Source organism: Clavibacter davisi, assembly GCF_052751415.1.
On sequence record NZ_CP199882.1, the window covers coordinates 2,485,292 to 2,502,828 of the forward strand.

Annotated in this window: 19 protein-coding genes; 13 read left to right on the plus strand and 6 right to left on the minus strand. The window is 68.9% G+C overall.

Annotated features, from left to right (window positions below; all coding sequences use genetic code 11):
- Positions 1-8 precede the first annotated feature (8 nt).
- Positions 9-1,103 carry a zinc-ribbon domain-containing protein gene (locus tag ACU4ZT_RS11680; protein WP_445337226.1) on the plus strand — a complete coding sequence of 365 codons (1,095 nt, stop codon included), beginning with the start codon at positions 9-11 and terminating at the stop codon, positions 1,101-1,103.
- Here the strand turns inward: ACU4ZT_RS11680 and ACU4ZT_RS11685 are convergent.
- The gene (locus ACU4ZT_RS11685; RefSeq protein ID WP_445337227.1) at positions 1,096-1,710 is read right to left on the minus strand and encodes a GIY-YIG nuclease family protein; all 615 of its coding nucleotides are present in this window, start codon (positions 1,708-1,710) and stop codon (positions 1,096-1,098) included. The genes ACU4ZT_RS11680 and ACU4ZT_RS11685 overlap by 8 nt on opposite strands.
- Positions 1,711-1,861: 151 nt before the next feature.
- On the opposite strand from ACU4ZT_RS11685, the gene ACU4ZT_RS11690 reads away from it, so the two are divergent.
- The gene (locus tag ACU4ZT_RS11690; RefSeq protein ID WP_445337228.1) at positions 1,862-2,380 is read left to right on the plus strand and encodes a hypothetical protein; all 519 of its coding nucleotides are present in this window, start codon (positions 1,862-1,864) and stop codon (positions 2,378-2,380) included.
- A 25-nt stretch (positions 2,381-2,405) separates the two neighbouring features.
- On the opposite strand, the gene ACU4ZT_RS11695 is transcribed toward ACU4ZT_RS11690, so the two are convergent.
- Complete coding sequence (locus ACU4ZT_RS11695) at positions 2,406-2,810, minus strand: hypothetical protein (RefSeq protein ID WP_063072645.1); 405 nt, start codon at positions 2,808-2,810, stop codon at positions 2,406-2,408.
- A gap of 232 nt (positions 2,811-3,042) precedes the next feature.
- Here ACU4ZT_RS11695 and ACU4ZT_RS11700 point away from each other — a divergent pair, with 232 nt between their 5' ends.
- The 3 genes from ACU4ZT_RS11700 to ACU4ZT_RS11710 all read left to right on the plus strand — a co-directional run bounded on the left by ACU4ZT_RS11700 (position 3,043) and on the right by ACU4ZT_RS11710 (position 5,505).
- Positions 3,043-3,465: a MarR family transcriptional regulator gene (locus ACU4ZT_RS11700; RefSeq protein ID WP_270979498.1), complete on the plus strand. Its 423-nt coding sequence runs from the start codon at positions 3,043-3,045 to the stop codon at positions 3,463-3,465.
- A 114-nt stretch (positions 3,466-3,579) separates the two neighbouring features.
- Positions 3,580-5,046 carry an APC family permease gene (locus tag ACU4ZT_RS11705; protein WP_063072605.1) on the plus strand — a complete coding sequence of 489 codons (1,467 nt, stop codon included), beginning with the start codon at positions 3,580-3,582 and terminating at the stop codon, positions 5,044-5,046.
- A gap of 3 nt (positions 5,047-5,049) precedes the next feature.
- Entirely contained in the window at positions 5,050-5,505 is a 456-nt protein-coding gene (locus ACU4ZT_RS11710; protein ID WP_063072604.1) for a universal stress protein, read from the plus strand.
- A gap of 21 nt (positions 5,506-5,526) precedes the next feature.
- Here ACU4ZT_RS11710 and ACU4ZT_RS11715 read toward each other — a convergent pair whose 3' ends face one another.
- Complete coding sequence (locus ACU4ZT_RS11715; RefSeq protein ID WP_270979501.1) at positions 5,527-5,904, minus strand: DUF2510 domain-containing protein; 378 nt, start codon at positions 5,902-5,904, stop codon at positions 5,527-5,529.
- 231 nt (positions 5,905-6,135) lie between these two features.
- Here ACU4ZT_RS11715 and ACU4ZT_RS11720 point away from each other — a divergent pair, with 231 nt between their 5' ends.
- The 5 genes from ACU4ZT_RS11720 to ACU4ZT_RS11740 all read left to right on the plus strand — a co-directional run bounded on the left by ACU4ZT_RS11720 (position 6,136) and on the right by ACU4ZT_RS11740 (position 10,694).
- Positions 6,136-7,545, plus strand: a complete 1,410-nt coding sequence (locus ACU4ZT_RS11720) for an amino acid permease (RefSeq protein ID WP_270979503.1) — start codon at positions 6,136-6,138, stop codon at positions 7,543-7,545.
- A 223-nt stretch (positions 7,546-7,768) separates the two neighbouring features.
- Positions 7,769-8,599, plus strand: coding sequence for a hypothetical protein (locus tag ACU4ZT_RS11725; RefSeq protein ID WP_270979505.1), 831 nt, complete (start codon positions 7,769-7,771; stop codon positions 8,597-8,599).
- A gap of 54 nt (positions 8,600-8,653) precedes the next feature.
- The gene (locus tag ACU4ZT_RS11730) at positions 8,654-9,346 is read left to right on the plus strand and encodes a histidine phosphatase family protein (protein ID WP_445337229.1); all 693 of its coding nucleotides are present in this window, start codon (positions 8,654-8,656) and stop codon (positions 9,344-9,346) included.
- Between the two features lie 23 nt (positions 9,347-9,369).
- Positions 9,370-9,927, plus strand: coding sequence for a DUF3090 domain-containing protein (locus tag ACU4ZT_RS11735; RefSeq protein WP_445337230.1), 558 nt, complete (start codon positions 9,370-9,372; stop codon positions 9,925-9,927).
- Positions 9,927-10,694, plus strand: a complete 768-nt coding sequence (locus tag ACU4ZT_RS11740) for an SCO1664 family protein (RefSeq protein WP_445337231.1) — start codon at positions 9,927-9,929, stop codon at positions 10,692-10,694. Before ACU4ZT_RS11735 ends, ACU4ZT_RS11740 begins: the two co-directional genes overlap by 1 nt.
- Positions 10,695-10,902: 208 nt before the next feature.
- Here the strand turns inward: ACU4ZT_RS11740 and ACU4ZT_RS11745 are convergent, their stop codons facing one another.
- From ACU4ZT_RS11745 to ychF, 3 genes are all read right to left on the minus strand, one after another.
- Positions 10,903-11,661 (minus strand): hypothetical protein, encoded by a 759-nt coding sequence (locus tag ACU4ZT_RS11745; RefSeq protein ID WP_445337232.1) that lies wholly within the window; start codon positions 11,659-11,661, stop codon positions 10,903-10,905.
- Positions 11,662-12,337: 676 nt separating this feature from the next.
- Entirely contained in the window at positions 12,338-12,850 is a 513-nt protein-coding gene (locus ACU4ZT_RS11750; protein WP_445337233.1) for an ImmA/IrrE family metallo-endopeptidase, read from the minus strand.
- 271 nt (positions 12,851-13,121) lie between these two features.
- On the minus strand, positions 13,122-14,195 hold the full coding sequence (ychF, locus tag ACU4ZT_RS11755; RefSeq protein ID WP_445337234.1) for a redox-regulated ATPase YchF: 1,074 nt from the start codon (positions 14,193-14,195) through the stop codon (positions 13,122-13,124).
- A 99-nt stretch (positions 14,196-14,294) separates the two neighbouring features.
- On the opposite strand from ychF, the gene ACU4ZT_RS11760 reads away from it, so the two are divergent.
- From ACU4ZT_RS11760 to fbaA, 3 genes are all read left to right on the plus strand, one after another.
- Positions 14,295-14,924, plus strand: coding sequence for a 3'-5' exonuclease (locus tag ACU4ZT_RS11760; RefSeq protein ID WP_445337235.1), 630 nt, complete (start codon positions 14,295-14,297; stop codon positions 14,922-14,924).
- An 88-nt stretch (positions 14,925-15,012) separates the two neighbouring features.
- The gene (locus ACU4ZT_RS11765) at positions 15,013-16,392 is read left to right on the plus strand and encodes a DNA recombination protein RmuC (protein ID WP_414764117.1); all 1,380 of its coding nucleotides are present in this window, start codon (positions 15,013-15,015) and stop codon (positions 16,390-16,392) included.
- A 105-nt stretch (positions 16,393-16,497) separates the two neighbouring features.
- On the plus strand, positions 16,498-17,523 hold the full coding sequence (gene fbaA, locus ACU4ZT_RS11770) for a class II fructose-bisphosphate aldolase (protein ID WP_063072593.1): 1,026 nt from the start codon (positions 16,498-16,500) through the stop codon (positions 17,521-17,523).
- The last annotated feature ends 14 nt before the right edge of the window (positions 17,524-17,537 follow it).

Consider the following 17,537-nt stretch of genomic DNA (forward strand, 5'->3'; position numbering starts at 1 on the left):
GTGACCGCATGCCCGAACCGGTGGATGCGTGGTGGGCGCGGCGCCGCTGGTCGCGCGGCCTCGACGTGCCGTATCCCGTCGGCACCTACCGGGAGGCGTGGGCGTCGTTCCCCGTGCTCATCCGGCAGTACCACCCCGAGTTCAACCGCGGCATCACGCTCACGCAGGTGCCGCCCGCCGCCGATGTGCTCCTCACCTGGCAGTGCGACGTCGGCCACGTCTTCGTCGCGACGCCCGAGGAGCAGCGGATGCGGCCGGGCCGCGAGCGCCGACGGTCGTCGTGGTGCCCGGACTGCGCCGAGGCCGCGGCCCCGCGCACGCCCGTGCTGCCGATGGCCGACCGGGTGCGCTGGCCGGGGGCGTCGCCGCTCGTCGCGGGGCCGGTGGCGGGCGGATCCGAGGTTCCGACCGCGGCGCGCCCGTCCCCCACCGAGGCCCCGCGCCCCCGCCGCGGATCGCGCGACGGGATGCCGTCCTCCGGCGGCACCGCACGCGACCGACGCGGGAAGGACGGCACGCCGAGCAGCGCCGCGCAGGCCGCCGCCGCGGCTCCCGCCCGCACCCGCCGCTCCCCCGGCGTCTGCGCGAAGACGCCCGACCTCCCGGTCGGTGAGCCGTTCGCGAGCGCCTGCGCGCCGCCGCCCGCGTCCGCGGTGGAGGAGCGCCTCCGCCAGGAGCTCGCCGCGCGCCTCGAGCACACGCCGGGCCTCAACGCCGTGCGCCTCGCGCGTCCGTTCTTCGAGCACCTCGAGGCGTGGCCCGACATCCTGCTGCCGGAGCTGCGCGTCGCGATCGAGTACGACTCCACGGGCCGCCACGGCCTCGAGCACGTCGGCCGTCGCGAGGAGGCCGACCGGCGCAAGGACCGCGCGCTGCGCGCCGCCGGGTGGGAGGTGATCCGCATCCGCACCGGCAGGCTGCCGCCGCTCGGTCCCTACGACCTGTGCGTGTCGGGCATCACGCGCGGCACGGTGGATGCGCTGCTCGAACGGCTGCGCGAGATCCGCGGGCCGCTGTTCGTGGACGCGTACCTGCGCGAAGAGCCGCCGTCCGAACCGCCCGCGACCGCGCCCAGAGCAGGCCGGCCCGCGCGCGTCAGCTGATCCGCAGCGCCAGCGCCTCGCTGCGCCAACGCGCGAGCAGCTCCCACGGATCCGGCTGGCCGGCCGCGAGCGCCGCCACGTGCGCGCGCAGCTCGGCGTCGAGCGCGAACCACTCCGTGCGGGCGTACCGCTGCCGCGCGAACCGCTCGTGCCGCGCCCGCTCCACCGCCCGGCCGCCGCGCTCGAACGCGAGCAGCTCGTCGTGCCGGAGCGTGCCGAGCCGCTGCCTGGGGTTCGCGCTCGTGCCGATCTTCATCCGGTCGCCGAAGCGGATGTAGTAGACGACGTCCACCCGGGGTGCCGCCAGCTCCCCGTCCGGGTGCTCGCCGTGCCGCCACTCGCACACCGCGCACAGCCACGCGGAGGGGAAGCGCACGCCGAGGCGCGATCCGCAGGCCGGGCACGGCGACGGCAGCGCGTCCTCGATGCCCCGCTCGCGCTCCGCCCACTCGGCCGCGGCGACGAGGTGCGCCGCGCACAGCGGGACGGGGGCGCCGCGCTCGGCCGCATCCGCGCAGGCGTCCGCGCGGCAGGGGGCGGCACCGGAGGCGGGGGCGGCACCGCCGCGGGCGGCCGTGCGCCGCCCCGGGGATCGTCTCGACGTCATGCCCCGACGCTAGGCGCGGGGTCCGACACCGTCCGCCGACGGTCGCGATCCCGAACGGGGGCGAGCCGCCACCGCTCAGGCTCCCTACGCTCGACAGGACCCAGGAGGAACCTTGTCTCGATCCGCCCCAGCACAATCCGCATTCGCTCTGATGCTCGTCCTGGCCATCAGCGGCTGCACCACGGCTCCGCCTGCATCCGAGATCCCGCTCACGCCTTCTGCTCCGGCCTCTGAGGGCCCCGCTCCCACTCCCACTCCCACTCCCTCTCCGACTCCCGACCTGACGGCGTTCGGCATCGCCAGCGCCATCAAGGAAGGTGTCGCGAGTTCGGGCGACATCGTGCAGATCACGGAGGACAACGACCCCAACAACGTCATCGGCCGCCCCACGGGCTACGTCGATGCCGCCACCCTCTACGACTCGCGCGTGAGCTGCGATGAGCTCGGAGCCGAGTGTGGAGCGTCGATCGAGATCTGGTCTGATGGAGCTGCCGCCCAAGCGCGGATGGACTACATCCAGGGCATCCTGGCGTCCACCACAGCTCTCGGTACCGAGTACGACTATGTCCGAGGCAATGCCATCGTCCGCGTCACCGGCGAGCTGAAGCCCTCTCAGGCGACCGAATACGAGAGCGCCATCGACGCTCACCTGGGCACAGCCGCGGGCTAGCTCCACGCCGCCCGGCGCCCCGCCGTCACCGCCGCGCCCGCACCACCACCGGCGCCGCGTCGTCGAAGCCGCGGCGCAGCTCCACTGAGGTCCAGGCGACGGGCGCGTCCTGGAAGATCGGCTCCAGCACCTCCCACATGAGGCGGCGGTCGGATCCCATGTAGTGCACGTCGTAGGAGTCGTCGCCGAACGCGTTGCCGTGGATCGCACCCGCCTCGAGCAGCTGCAGGGCGTCGTCGCCCGCGGCCTCGGTCGCCGCCAGCGACGCGAACGCCTCGTACGCGGAGCCGCCCTCGCCCGCGGCGAAGCGCAGCACGACCCAGTCGTCGGGCTCGGGCGGTCGGGTCCACGGACGCGCGGCGGCGACGATCGCGGCTGTCAGCCCCGCGATGATGCCGCTGAGGAGCAGCGCGCGGATCCGCGGCGTCATGCCCGCCACCCGGCGTCCGATCCCGCCGCGTCGACGTGAGCGCTCATGGCATCTCCCCGTCCGTCCAGGCTCCCGCGGCGAGCGCGGGCAGCCTTCCCATCATCCCGGAAAGGTCCGGCGCCTGTGCATGTCGGCCTCTTCGACACCGGGCACGTTCCCGGAGCGTACGTTCCGGAGTACGAGCAGTCGCCCCATCCCGGGGCGCCGTGACACGCTCCACCAGAGGAGCATCATGCCGGAACCCCGCACCCACGAACGTCTGGTCATCTCGATGTCCACGGTCTTCGACCTCATGGACGCCGCCACCCTCGAGGCGTGGGTGGGCCTCACCGGCCTGCAGATCCAGCTGGTGCGCGTGGTCGCGACCGACGTGCGCGTGGACCGCACGTCGCTCGCCCACTGGACGCGCACGTCGCGCGCGGCGCTCGTCCCCAGCCTGAGCGGCCTGCTGCAGCGCCGGATCCTCGCGGAGGAGTCCGACGACGACGGCTCCCGCCTGCTCGTCGCACCCGCGGGCCGACGCCTGCTCGAGGAGGTTCTCGACGCGCGCGTGGCGTGGATCCGCGACACCGCGACCGCCGCACGGCCGCCGATCGGCGACGACGAGGTCCGCGAGGCGATCGCCGTGATGGAGCGGCTCGCGGACCGCGTCTGAGGCCCGGCGCACGGCGCATCCGCCCGCCGCCGACGTCGCTCCGCCGCACGATGCCCGGGTCGGCCCGAGCACCCGCCCCTTCACCCCGGGACACGTCCCCCCTAGGGTGGGGAAATGGCGAACCCCATCGAGGCCGAGGCACCCCCGCGCAGCGAGCTGAAGCGCTCCATCACGGTCAAGCAGCTGTACTTCTACGTGGTCGGCGACGTGCTCGGCTCCGGCATCTACGTGCTCGTGGGCCTCGTGGCCGCGGCCGTGGGCGGCGCGTTCTGGATGGCGTTCCTCGTGGGCGTCTCCATCGCGACCATCACCGGCCTCGCCTACGCGGAGCTCGTGACGAAGTACCCGCAGGCCGCCGGCGCCTCGCTCTACATCAACAAGGCGTTCCGGAGCCCGGTGCTCACCTTCTTCATCACCATCTGCATGCTGAGCGCCAACATGGCCGCGGTCGGCTCCCTCGCCGCCGGCTTCGTGCGCTACCTCAGCGATCTCATCGGGCTGCCGGAGTCGGCGATCTGGGCGACCACCGGGATCGCGGTCGCGTTCGTGGCGGTCATCACGCTCATCAACCTCATCGGCATCAGCGAGTCCGTCATCGCGAACGTGGTGATGACGTTCGTGGAGATCAGCGGGCTCATCGTGGTGGTCGCGATCGGCGTGATCGCGCTCGTCGAGGGCGTGGGCGACCCGTCCGTGCTCCTGCAGTTCCAGGTCGAGGGCGGCGCCGGATCCGCGGTGCTGGCCGTGCTCGCCGGCGTCTCGCTCGCCTTCTTCGCCATGACCGGCTTCGAGAACGCGGCGAACGTGGCCGAAGAGACCATCGATCCGTCGCGCGCGTTTCCCCGCGCCCTCATCGGCGGCATGATGACCGCCGGCGTCGTCTACGTGCTCGTCTCGATGGCCGCGGCCCTCGCCGTCCCGATCGGCGACCTCGCGGGCAACACGCTCCTCGAGGTGATCCGCGCCGACCTCTTCTTCATCCCCGCCGCGGTGATGCTCGTGATCTTCGCCGTCATCGCGATGGTCGCCATCAGCAACACGGCGCTCGTGACCGTGGTGGCCCAGTCGCGGATCCTGTTCGGCATGGCCCGCGAGAACGTCGTGCCCGCGATCTTCGCCAAGGTGCACCCCGCCCGCCGCAGCCCCTACGTGGCGCTCATCTTCGGCGGCGCCGTGGTCGCGTCGCTGCTGATCATCGGCGCGGCCATCCGCTCCAGCCAGGCCGGCATCCCCGAGGACGAGCGGCTCGACATCGTCGACCGCCTGGCGACCATCACCGTCGTGTTCCTCCTCTTCATATACGCGCTCGTGATCGTCGCGTGCCTGAAGCTCCGCGGCCACGACGAGACGAAGGACACCTACCGCGCGAACACGCCGCTGCTCATCGTCGGGATCGTCGGCAACGTCGCCGTGCTGATCTACACGCTCGTCGACGACCCGGACGCCCTGTGGTGGGTCGGCGGACTCCTCGCGCTCGGCCTCGTGCTGTACCTGTTCCAGCGGGCGTTCGGCCAGAAGAAGCCGGATCTCGAGGACGCCGCCGGCGTCGCCGCGGCCGGCCCGACCGACCGGGAGGTCTGAGAAGTGCACGTCATCGTCGCCACCGACGGATCCCGCGCCTCCCTCGAGGCCGCCCGCCAGTTCCAGGTGATCGCGGACTCCCGCGAGATCACCGAGGTCACCGTGCTCGCCGTCGTGAGCCCCTACGCCGCGGCACCCTTCGCCAACGAGCTCGGCCCGCGCCGCGCGACCGGCCAGACCGAGCTCAGCTACCGCCGCGACGCCGAGGCCGCCGTCGACACGGTCGCCGCGGTCTTCGACGGCTGGGGCCCCACGATCCACCGCGACGTCCGCAGCGGCTCGCCGGCCACCGAGATCATCCGCGCGGCCGAGGAGCTCTCCGCGGGCCTGATCTCCATGGCCGCCGGCAGCCGCGGCCTCACCGCGACGATCCTGCTGGGCAGCACCGCGTCGCGCGTGCAGCACTCGGCGCCGTGCCCGGTGCTGATCTGCCGGCCGACGGTGCGGGGGGCTGTGTAGCGGCCCAGCCGGGCGATGCGGTCAGTCGATCGCTTCGAAAACCATCGTCGCCTGGATCCGGTCGCCACCACCCAGGCCCTTGCTCCCCGAGACCGCCGTCGAGATGGTGTGCAGCCGGTAGCCGCGGGCCGCCTGCGCGTTGATCGCGTTCTCCAGCTCGGTGAGGTTGCCGGACCCCGTGCCCCACACCTTCTCCTTGAGGATGGTCTGGAGGACGACGTACGTCTTGTCCCGCTTGTGCGAGCCGACTGATGCCGTCGCGACGGACGCAGGTACCGCCGCCTCCGCGTATCCCGGCGGAGGCGGCGGCTGCACCGTCTCCGTCCACCGCGTGCCGTCCCACCAGCGCGTGGTGCCCGAGCCGTCGTCGTACCAACCGGCCTGCGTCTCAGCTGCCATCGTCTCGCCTCTCGTCGTGTGCTCCTCCGGCCATCGTGCTCCGTCGGCCGGCGGACGGTGGCCTCCGGTCGTCGGCTGCGCCCGAACACCGCCCGAATGTAAAGCCCATGTGAACACTTCTCGCCCCGGCCGCTCTCGTGCGTATCGTGCTCAGCACCTCCCGGCCCGACGCGTCGCCAGCTGGACGGGAGGATCCCCCACCCGAGAACGCCGACCCCCACGGAGGCTTTCATGGCACCCGCACCGCAGCTGCACCAGGGCCTCACGCAGAGGCAGCTCAGCATGATCGCGATCGGCGGGGTGATCGGCGCCGGCCTCTTCGTCGGCTCCGGCGTCGTCATCAACGGCGCCGGTCCCGGCGCGTTCCTCACCTATGCGATCTCGGGCGTCCTCATCATCCTGGTGATGCGGATGCTCGGCGAGATGGCCACCGCGAACCCCAGCACCGGGTCGTTCGCCGACTACGCCCGGCACGCGCTCGGCGGCTGGGCCGGCTTCTCGATGGGCTGGCTCTACTGGTACTTCTGGGTCATCGTCGTCGGCTTCGAGGCGGTCGCCGGCGCGAAGGCGCTCACCTACTGGTTCGACGCGCCGCTCTGGCTGCTGTCGCTCGGGCTCATGGCGCTGATGACCGCCACGAACCTCGTCTCCGTCGGCGCGTTCGGCGCGTTCGAGTACTGGTTCGCGGGGATCAAGGTGGCCGCCATCATCCTGTTCCTCGGCCTCGGCGGGCTGTACGTGCTCGGCATCTGGCCGGGCCGCTCGCCCGACTTCTCGAACCTCGTCGCGCACGGCGGCTTCTTCCCGAACGGCGTCGGCGCGATCTTCTCCTCGGTCGTCGTCGTGATCTTCTCCATGGTCGGGGCGGAGATCGCCACCATCGCCGCGGCCGAGTCGAAGGACCCGGCGACCGCGATCCGGAAGTCCACCAACTCGGTGATCCTCCGCATCTCCCTCTTCTTCGTCGGCTCCCTGTTCCTCCTCGCCGTGATCCTCCCGTGGGACTCCACGGAGCTCGGCGCCTCGCCCTTCGTGAGCGCCTTCGACCGCATGGGCATCCCGTTCGCCGGCGACGTGATGAACGCGGTCGTCCTCACGGCAGTGCTCTCCTGCCTGAACTCCGGGCTGTACACGGCGTCGCGGATGCTCTTCGTGCTCGCCGGCCGGCGGGAGGCGCCCGCGCGGCTGATGCAGGTCACGAACCGGGGCGTGCCGCGCGCGGCGATCCTCCTGTCGTCGGTCGTCGGCTTCCTCTGCGTGATCGCCGCGGCCGTCTCCCCCGAGACCGTCTTCCTGTTCCTGCTCAATTCCTCCGGCGCGATCATCCTGTTCGTCTACCTGCTCATCGCGATCTCGCAGATCGTCCTCCGCCGCCGGAACGGATCCTCGGGGCTCGTCGTGCGGATGTGGCTGTTCCCGGGGCTGTCGATCCTCACCGTCGCGGGGATCGTCGCGGTGCTGGTGCAGATGGCGCTGGATCCCGAGATCCGTCCGCAGCTCGTGCTGAGCCTCGTCGCGTGGGCGGTCGTGCTCGGGCTGTACGTCGTGACGAAGGCGCGGGGCGGGTCGGTGGATCCGAGTGGGGCGGCTGGACCGGATGCGGCCTCCGAGCCGCGAGCGACTGCCGATGAGGTGGCCTAGCATCCGTCACCCCCACAGCTCTGGTTCGCGATCATGCGCGAGGAATGCACCCCTCGGAGCTCTTGTCAACAGCCTCGTGCGAACGGTCGCCGCGCTGTAACGTCCGGGCTCTACACGACGGGAATCGAACATGTCGCGACACACACGAAACTGCGCCACTGCAATGCGACCCGGCTGCGAATGTCCGTGCTTGGGGGCGCGTCACGGCCTCGACGGCCGACTCATGTGGGCAGAATCTCTCAGTGCAGATATCCGCCTGAACCGAGCTCCGTCGGGTGTCAGCATCAATGCGCGAGCAAGGCAGGCCACGGCAAAGAAACGTCTTACGGTCCGGACGACACAAGCAAAGAAGTCCACGCGGTCGCAAGGGAATTCCAAGTCGAACACCACGGCAGCCTTGGAATACGCCCGCACCGTTGTAATGGTCCATTGGCTCATTGAGCATCCCACCGAGTTGAGCGAGCTCAGGTCCATCGTCGATCAGCTGATCACAGCATCCGAGAAGTTGTTGACCGGCACTCCGGAACAGAAGAAGGTACGTGCCGCGCGGATGCTCGACCATCTGTGGTGCGATCTCCTCGCCAGCATCGCATGCGGCCTCGAGCAGGTCGCCGAAGTCGAGTCCCGTACGAAGAAGAGGCTTGCCGAGGCGGTATCGCAGGCTGCCATGCGAGTCCTCGAGGACGCTCAGGGGGAGGCGCTGGCTGCGCCGACCGGCACGACTGTTACCGACATCCGCGGATCACGACGAGAAGATGACGAGGAAGCCGACACGGGATTGGAGCGCGCCGTCCTGGAGGGCTGCATCCAAGCGGTCGTCAAGGGAGCTCTCGACAGCGCGACCAGCGGCTTCGACGCCGGGCTCACCGCCATGCTCACCAAGATCCGCATCGCCGCGCTCATGCTGTGCCCCGATGTGGATGCACACGATCTGGTGTGGGACCACTGCTGGATCCCTCTCTGGCACGACGCGATTCTCGACATCACCCTCGAAAAGTTCGCAGAGGTGGTCCCCTCGCTGAAGCAGGAGACATCGACCGCCACGGACGCGTAGATCGCCTCCTCTCGCAAACCTCGCCCGCTGGCACGGGTCCGTAGGCTGGCTCGCATGGCGACAGTGATCCTCGTGCGGCACGGACGCACCACAGCGAACGCGACCGGGATCCTGGCGGGGCGCACCCCCGGCGTCGACCTCGACGACACCGGACGCGAGCAGGCCGACCGCACCGCTGAACGGCTCGCCGCCGTGCCGCTCGCAGCCGTCGTCTCCAGTCCGCTGCAGCGCTGCTGGGAGACCGCGCAGCGGATCCTCGATCGGCAGACGGGGAAGCCCGCCCAGCCCGTCGATCCCGACCTCACCGAGTGCGACTACGGCGACTGGCAGGGCCGCGCGCTCGGCGACCTCGCGAAGGAGGACCTCTGGGCGCGCGTGCAATCGCACCCGTCGTCGGTCGTCTTCCCGGGCGGCGAGTCCATGGCCGGGATGCAGGCGCGCGCCGTCGCCGCGATCCGCCGCCACGACGCTGCCATCGAGGCCGAGCACGGACCCGGTGCCGTGTGGGTCGCGGTCAGCCACGGCGACGTGATCAAGTCGATCCTCGCCGACGCCCTCGGCACGCACCTCGACCTCTTCCAGCGCATCGACGTGGGCCCGGCATCCGTCTCGATCGTGCGCTACGGCGCGAGCCGGCCCACCGTCCACGCGACCAACAGCGACGCGGGTGACCTCTCCTGGCTGGCCGCGGCCGGCGGATCCGGTGACGCTCCCGTGGGCGGCGGCGCCGGGCACGCGACGCCGTGATCCACCGCGCCTAGAGTGGAGGCATGCCCACACGAGCCCTCGAATTCGACTGGCCCGACCGGGCCGTGGTCGGCACCATCGGCCTCCCGGGCGCCCGCACCTTCTACTTCCAGGTGCGCTCCGGCCCCCAGCTGGTGACCATCGCCCTCGAGAAGCAGCAGTCCTCCCTCCTCGCGGAGAAGATCGACGAGATCCTCGACCAGCTCGTCACCGTCGAGGGCAACCCCTTCAGCGTCCCCACGAGCACGCCCCCGGAGCTCGTCGACAACGACCCGCTCGAGGAGGTCGACGAGCGCTGGCGCACCGGCGCGATGGGCCTCGGTTGGGATCCGACGACGGCGCAGATCGTCATGGAGGCCTATCCCCTCGCGGAGGACGACGACAGCGACGACTTCGACCTGCCGACCGCCGACGACGACGCGGCCGACACCGAGATGCTCGTGGTGCGGATGCCCGTCGGCGCGGCCCGCGCGTTCGCCAAGCGCACCCACGAGGTCGTCGGCGCCGGCCGCCCCATCTGCGCGCTGTGCGGCTACCCCATCGACCCCGACGGGCACGTCCACACCTTCCCCGACGAGTGATGTCCGAGACGGACCTCGTGACCGCCGAGCTCACCCTCACCGGCCGCATCCGCACCGCGTCGAACGCGACGTTCCTCGGCACCATCGGCGACGTCGAAGTCGTCTACAAGCCCGTCGACGGCGAGAACCCGCTCTGGGACTTCCCCGACGGCAGGTTGGCCGATCGCGAGGTCGCCGCGTACCGGGTGTCCGAGGCGCTCGGCTGGAACGTCGTCCCGCGCACGTGGATCCGCGACGGCCCCCTCGGCGAGGGCATGGTGCAGCTTTGGCAGGACGAGGATCCCGACCAGGACGCCGTGGACCTGATCCCGACCGACGAGGTTCCCGAGACCGGGTACCGCACCGTCCTCGGCGGCGAGGACCAGGACGGCCGCTCCGTCACCCTCATCCACGAGGACTCCCCCGCCCTCCGCCGCATGGCCGTCTTCGACGTGATCGCCAACAACGCCGACCGCAAGGGCTACCACGTGCTCGCGATGCCCGACGGCCACCGCTTCGGCGTCGACCACGGACTCACCTTCCACCAGGACCACAAGCTCCGCACGGTGCTGTGGGGGTGGGTCGGGGAGCCGTTGACGGCGGAGGAGCTCGCGGGGGTCGATCGGGTGCTCGCGGGGCTCGATGGGGAGCTGGGGCGGGAGCTGGCGGGGTTGCTCACGGCGGAGGAGATCGACGCGCTACGCGCTCGGTGCACGCGCCTGCGATCGAAAGCGAAGTTTCCGGCGCCCTCCGGTCAGCAATCGGCGGTTCCCTGGCCTCTATTCTAGAGGAGACGAGACTGTGCGCCTCATCGTGTCATGCGCCCGAGGCCGCTACGCGTAATGCCGGCGTGCAACCTCGTCAATGCGTATGCAGTCGCCCAGCCGCGCGATCCGAAGACCCAAGTTCCCGAAAGACTTCATCACTGCCCACGAATCAAAGGTATCACTCCTTCGACGCGCAGAAAGTACGCAGGCCCTACCTCCCTTGCGAAGGCTACTCGCGCCAAAAGAGAAACGCCTGTAGTCCGATACTCTGGCCTTCCAGCGCCAACCGGCCTGCCACTACAGCATGATCCACGACGTCACCAACGTCAGTATGGCCAGTTTTCGAAATCAAGTTCCTATATGCGCCAGGAAGGAACTGTTCTAAAGGCAGCATGTCGGCACTTTCGAGTGTGGATTTAACCACCTTCCGCATTGACTCCACGTTTGCAGCGAACCTAGGGCCCGGCTCAGAGCAAGCTCGGATATCTTGGGCACTGGTGTACGCAAAGCTGTGCAGTGAGTTAACGGCAACAGTGCCCAAATCTTGTGGTCTCGGAAAGACGCTATTGACGTACATCCCGTCGTGTAAGGCATAATCGATCAGCTCGTCGCTCCGCAGGAAGGACGGGGCCGCGTAAAAAACCGCAGCCCCGGTGCCCTCGAGCTCGCACAAAACGTTATGCTGAACATTCCCATTGATTGTCGCGTCGGTCTTCACGCGAAATCGAAAATAGGATTGACCAAATGCGGCATACTCGGAGGCATTCGAGCGCCGTAAGTACTTGGGCATTTTGAATTGCAGATATAACATGCCCCACCGACGCGGTATGGAAGCATCGTAACCGACAAGCGCTTCCTTATTCTGGTCAATAATCAACGCGACCCCGTCAAGATCGTCCTGATCACTCAACCATCTTTGCATCTCAGTAGTCAGATACATACCGTAGGTCGACTCATTGAAGTCAGCGGAACTTTGGTCGTACGGCATAGCGCTACCCTTCGGTGACGAGGCGTTGGAATTACCGTCACTCACACAGAGTAGCCACTACCGCGGCAATAGCGCTACCCACCCAAAGCCACAGGCAGTACTGGGATATATCTTTAAGGAAACCCACGAGCCAAAGGTGTCGGCCCTGGCGCCGGCTTCAGCCCCATTCGGCCCATTGGGCCCAGACGAGTAGTTGACTTAAGTCCGCATAACATCGCCGCCCTAGTTCGCCAGATTCATCACGCGACAAGAAAAAAGGTCCGCCAAATGAATCCACATGCGACGGCACAGAGAGCAACCGTTACTATTCCGAAAAGCGCTACTCGAGCAACCAAATCAAGGTTGCGACAGAAGGTATAGAAATGAGGATGAGCTTCCTTGTGGGCCTCGACTCTTTCTTGAGAAGTGGGGTGCAGATGCAACAGGTGGGCATGATAACAAAAATAGTCCGTGAAAATTGTCGCTTGCATCATGCCCGACAGAAGCCTGAGCCCAGGGACTTCTGGAGTAGCGACAGAGCCGCCTTTTAAAGGGTCGGAACCCTCCGATGCCTCTAATTCTTTCGCCCCACTTTGCGCGCGCAGGACTTGATCACGATCCCCGTCAGACGGCTGCGGTGGGGAGCCCAGTTGCTGTGACTCAGGCTCGGATGCTTCAACGCGCTCAGTCGGGTTTGTCATTCGACTAGATAAAGGTTTTTCAGCCGATAAGTCATTGCATCGACGGATACGTCAAAACGATGGGATAATCCAATGTCGTCAAGACCCATTTTGTGCAAGCGACGAACTTCACGTTCTGGCATCAGCAGTTCGGCCGCGAATTTATTTGCGTAAATCTCTTCGGCGTAAGTTCCACACGCCGCACGATTATCTCGCTTATGAACGAACTGCTTCTTCTCGAGGTCACCAGACTCTCGCATTGCGAAGTAGTGCCCAAGCTCGTGAGCGCATGTAAACCTTTGACGGACAGGTGCATGCTCTGAGTTGAGATAGATGTCAATATCGGGATCCGCGTGCAACTTTGCAATCATTCCCGATAGACTATTCTCAAGCTTAGCGGCATAAACATTGATACCAAGTGCCCGTGCTATTCGAACAGGGTCGACCGGTATGCTAACCTCAGAAGCCTCACTGGCTAGATAAGAAGAAAGTATGCTGCGCGCCGCTTCCTCAGGCGTTTTTTTCGGCATTTTCTAGCTCCTCCTCATCTTTAATACACGGTGCACTGCGGCCCAAGTGTTCTCTAGCGACGACCGCGCTAGTCATCTGGAGCCCTAAGCCTCCATGACTCGGACTGGCGGTCGCTCAGCACGGCCTCTTGCGGGGCCGCCTCGCTTTACAGCTCCAGGGTAGACGCCTATGACGATTTCGTCAGTAATTTGGGGGCTTCGCACGCCGCATGGACACACATGGTCGAGCGCAACGCCTAGGTCGGACGGCTTACTCTGCCTGTCACAGGTGTCAGTTGTTGAACCGGAACTCCACGACATCCCCATCCTGCATGACGTACTCCTTGCCCTCGATGCGGGCCTTGCCCTTGGAGCGCGCCTCGGCGATCGAGCCGGTCTCGACCAGGTCGTCGAAGGAGATGACCTCGGCCTTGATGAAGCCCTTCTCGAAGTCGGTGTGGATCACGCCGGCCGCCTGCGGGGCCTTCCAGCCGCGGCCGATGGTCCAGGCCCGCGTCTCCTTGGGGCCCGCCGTCAGGTAGGTCTGGAGGCCGAGGGTCTCGAAGCCGATGCGGGCGAGCTGGTCGAGGCCCGACTCCTCCTGGCCGGTGCTCGCGAGCATCTCGGCGGCGTCCTCGGGGTCGAGCTCGATGAGCTCCGACTCGATCTTCGCGTCGAGGAACACGGCCTGCGCGGGCGCCACGAGGGCGGCCAGCTCCGCGAGCTTGCCCTTGTCGCCGAGCACCTGCTCGTCGACGTTGAACACGTAGATGAAGGGCTTCGCCGTCAGCAGACCGAGCTCGCGGACGGGCTCGAGGTCGATGGACGACGCCGACAGCGGCTTGCCCGAGTCGAGCCACTCGCGCGCGGCCTTCGCGGTCTCGAGCACGACGGGCTCGATGCGCTTCGTCTTCAGCTCCTTCTCGTAGCGCGGCTCGGCGCGCTCGAGGGTCTGCAGGTCGGCGAGGATCAGCTCGGTGTTGATGGTCTCCATGTCGCTCGCGGCGTCGACGCGGCCGTCGACGTGCACGACGTCCTCGTCCTCGAAGCCGCGGACGACCTGCGCGATGGCGTCGGCCTCGCGGATGTTCGCGAGGAACTGGTTGCCGAGGCCCTCGCCCTCGCTCGCGCCGCGGACGATGCCCGCGATGTCGACGAAGGAGACGGGAGCCGGGAGGATCCGCTCGGAGCCGAAGAGGCCGGCGAGCACCTCGAGGCGCGGGTCCGGGAGGTTCACCACGCCCACGTTCGGCTCGATCGTCGCGAACGGGTAGTTCGCGGCGAGCACCTGGTTCTTGGTCAGGGCATTGAAGAGCGTCGACTTGCCGACGTTGGGGAGACCGACGATCGCGATAGTGAGAGCCACGGGAGTCCATCGTACGGGGCGGGCCGACTCCTCCCCCGCCCGGCGGCGGCTGGGCTCTCCGGAGATCCGGCGTCGGTCGTGCGTGGAACACTCGAACCCATGCCGTTGGACTTCACCGCGATCGACTTCGAGACCGCCAACAACTCGTCGGCGAGCGCCTGCTCGGTGGGTCTCGTGAAGGTGCGCGACGGCGTCGTGGTCGAGACCGCGTCGTGGCTCATCCGGCCGCCGGCGGGGCACGACACCTTCTCCGTCTGGAACACGCGGATCCACGGCATCGTCGAGGACGACGTGGCCGGCGCCGACGGCTGGGCCGACCAGCTGCCGCGCCTCATGGCCTTCGCGGGCGACGACCACCTCGTGGCCCACAACGCGCGCTTCGACACGGGCGTGATCCAGGGCGCATGCAAGGCCACCGCGCTCATCCCGCCGCCGTACTCCTACCTCTGCAGCCTCCAGGTCGCGCGCCGCACCTACGCGCTCGACTCGTACCGGCTGCCGGTCGCGGCTCGGGCGGCGGGCTTCGAGGACTTCTCGCACCACGAGGCGCTGGCGGATGCGCGGGCGTGCGCCGCCATCGTCGTGCACGCCGCCGGCCGCCACGGCGCCGCATCCATCGCGGGGCTGGCGGAGGCCGCGGGCGTGGGCCTCGGCCGCATCGGCGCGCCGCGCACGCAGACCGTCACGCGGGCGTCGGCCGCCGCGACGCCGCCCATCGACTGGGCCTGATCCTCCCCAGGCCCGCCCCGCCGGATCCGTCCCTCGGGCGCGCGCCCCGCGTCCCGGCCGTGTCGGGGGCCGCTGGCACACTGCACGCATGGATCCCGTCATCGCCCTCCTCGTCGGCCTCGTCATCGGCCTGGCCGTGGGCGCGGTGGTCGGGCTCGCCGTGTCGCGCGCCCGTTCCGGGGTGGATGCGCCGGGCTCCGCCGGCGAGGCCGCGCGCCTCGCTGCCGCGGAGGCCACGGTCACGGCGCTCCGCGAGCAGCTGGATCGCACGGAGCGGCTCGCCGAGGAGCAGGTCGCGCAGACCACGGCGCAGTTCGCCGAGCGCGCGCAGACGCAGGATGCCCTCCACCGCGAGCGGCTCGACGCGCAGGAGTCCCACCTCCGCGAGCAGATCGGCCAGCAGGAGGACCGCATCGCGGAGCTGCAGACCCGGCTGCGTGAGATCCAGCGCGCCGAGGTCGCCCGCACCGAGGAGGACGGCCGCGTGCTCACCGCCCTCAGCCCCGTCGCGGAGAGCCTCAAGCAGGTGCAGGCGAAGGTGCACGAGCTGGAGGAGCAGCGCCGGCAGCAGCACGGCGAGCTGAGCGAGCAGCTGCGGAGCGCCACCGAGGCGGAGGAGCGGCTGCGCGCCACGGCCGAGACGCTCGCGTCCGCGCTCCGCTCCAACAGCACGCGCGGCGTGTGGGGCGAGACGCAGCTGCGGAGCGTCGTGGAGGCGGCCGGCCTCATCCACCGGGTCGACTTCGACGTGCAGACGTCCGTCGCCACCGCGCAGGGCGTCGGCCGGCCCGACATGGTCGTGCACCTGCCCGGCGGCAAGCACATCGCGGTGGATGCCAAGGCCCCCTTCACCGCGTACCTCGAGGCGAGCGCCATCCCCGCGTCCGCCACGGGGCCCGAGGGCGCCCGTCGCGACGCGCTCATGAAGCAGCACGTGCAGGCCGTGCGCGACCACATCACGGCGCTCGGCAGCCGCGCGTACTGGGAGGGGCTCGACGCGAGCCCGGAGATGGTCATCGCGTTCATCCCGAGCGAGTCGCTGGTCTCGTCGGCACTGGAGGCGGATCCGAGCATCATGGAGTTCGCGTTCAGCCGCCGGGTCGCGCTCTCCTCCCCGGTCACGCTGTGGTCGGTGCTCAAGACCGTCGCGTTCAGCTGGCAGCAGGAGGTGCTCACGGAGGACGCGAAGCAGCTCTTCGACCTCAGCCGCGAGCTGCACGCGCGTCTCGCCACGAGCGGCGAGCACATCGCCAAGCTCGGCCGCTCCCTCACGGGCGCGGTGGGCGACTACAACCGCGTCGTCGGATCCCTGGAGCGCCAGGTGCTGCCCACCGCCCGCCGCCTCACCCGGCTCGACGAGTCCAAGGTCATCGGCACGCTGGAGCCGCTCGAGGCCACCGCCCGCGAGCTCACGGCCGACGAGTTCACCCGTCCCGCGTCCCCGGTCGCGGACACCCCCGCTGGGTAGAGTGGCGACCACGCGGGGCCCGGCCGCGGGATGCGCTCCCACCGGCCCATGGTTAACCGCGACAGCCGCACGGCGCCGCCGTGGATCCGCCGAAGGAGATGCACCATGCCCGTAGCAACCCCCGAGCAGTACGCCGAGATGCTGGATCGCGCCAAGTCCGGCGCCTTCGCCTACCCGGCCGTCAACGTCTCGTCGTCGCAGACCATCAACGCGGTCCTCCAGGGGCTCACCGAGGCCGGCTCCGACGGCATCATCCAGGTCACCACGGGCGGCGCCGACTACTTCTCCGGCCACACCGTGAAGAACCGCGCGGCCGGCGCGCTCGCGTTCGCGCGCTTCGCCACCGAGGTCGCCAAGAACTACCCCATCACGGTCGCGCTCCACACCGACCACTGCCCGAAGGACGCCCTCGACGGCTTCGTCCTCCCCATGATCGAGGCCAGCGAGGAGGAGGTCCGTGCGGGCCGCAACCCCATCTTCCAGTCGCACATGTGGGACGGATCCGCGATCCCGCTGAACGAGAACCTCGACATCGCGACGGACCTGCTCCCCCGCATGAAGGCCATCAACGCGATCCTCGAGGTCGAGATCGGCGTCGTCGGCGGCGAAGAAGACGGGGTCAGCCACGACACCGGCTCGCACCTCTACACGACCCTCGAGGACGCCATCTCCACGGTCGAGGCCCTCGGCCTCGGCGACAAGGGCCGCTACATGGCCGCGCTCACCTTCGGCAACGTGCACGGCGTGTACAAGCCCGGTGGCGTGCAGCTGCGCCCGTCGCTGCTCAAGGAGATCCAGGACGGCATCCAGTCGAAGTACGGCACGGGCGAGAAGCCGTTCGACCTCGTCTTCCACGGCGGATCCGGCTCCTCCGACGACGAGATCTCGGAGGCCGTCCGCAACGGCGTGGTCAAGATGAACATCGACACCGACACGCAGTACGCGTTCAGCCGCTCCATCGCCGACTCGGTGCTCCGCAAGTACGACGGCTTCCTCAAGGTCGACGGCGAGGTCGGCGACAAGAAGACGTACGACCCCCGCGCCTGGGGCAAGACGGCGGAGTCGGCCATGGCCGCCCGCGTCGTCGAGGCCACGCGCCAGCTCGGCTCGCACGGCAAGTCGCAGAGCTAGCCTCCGCAGCGCGC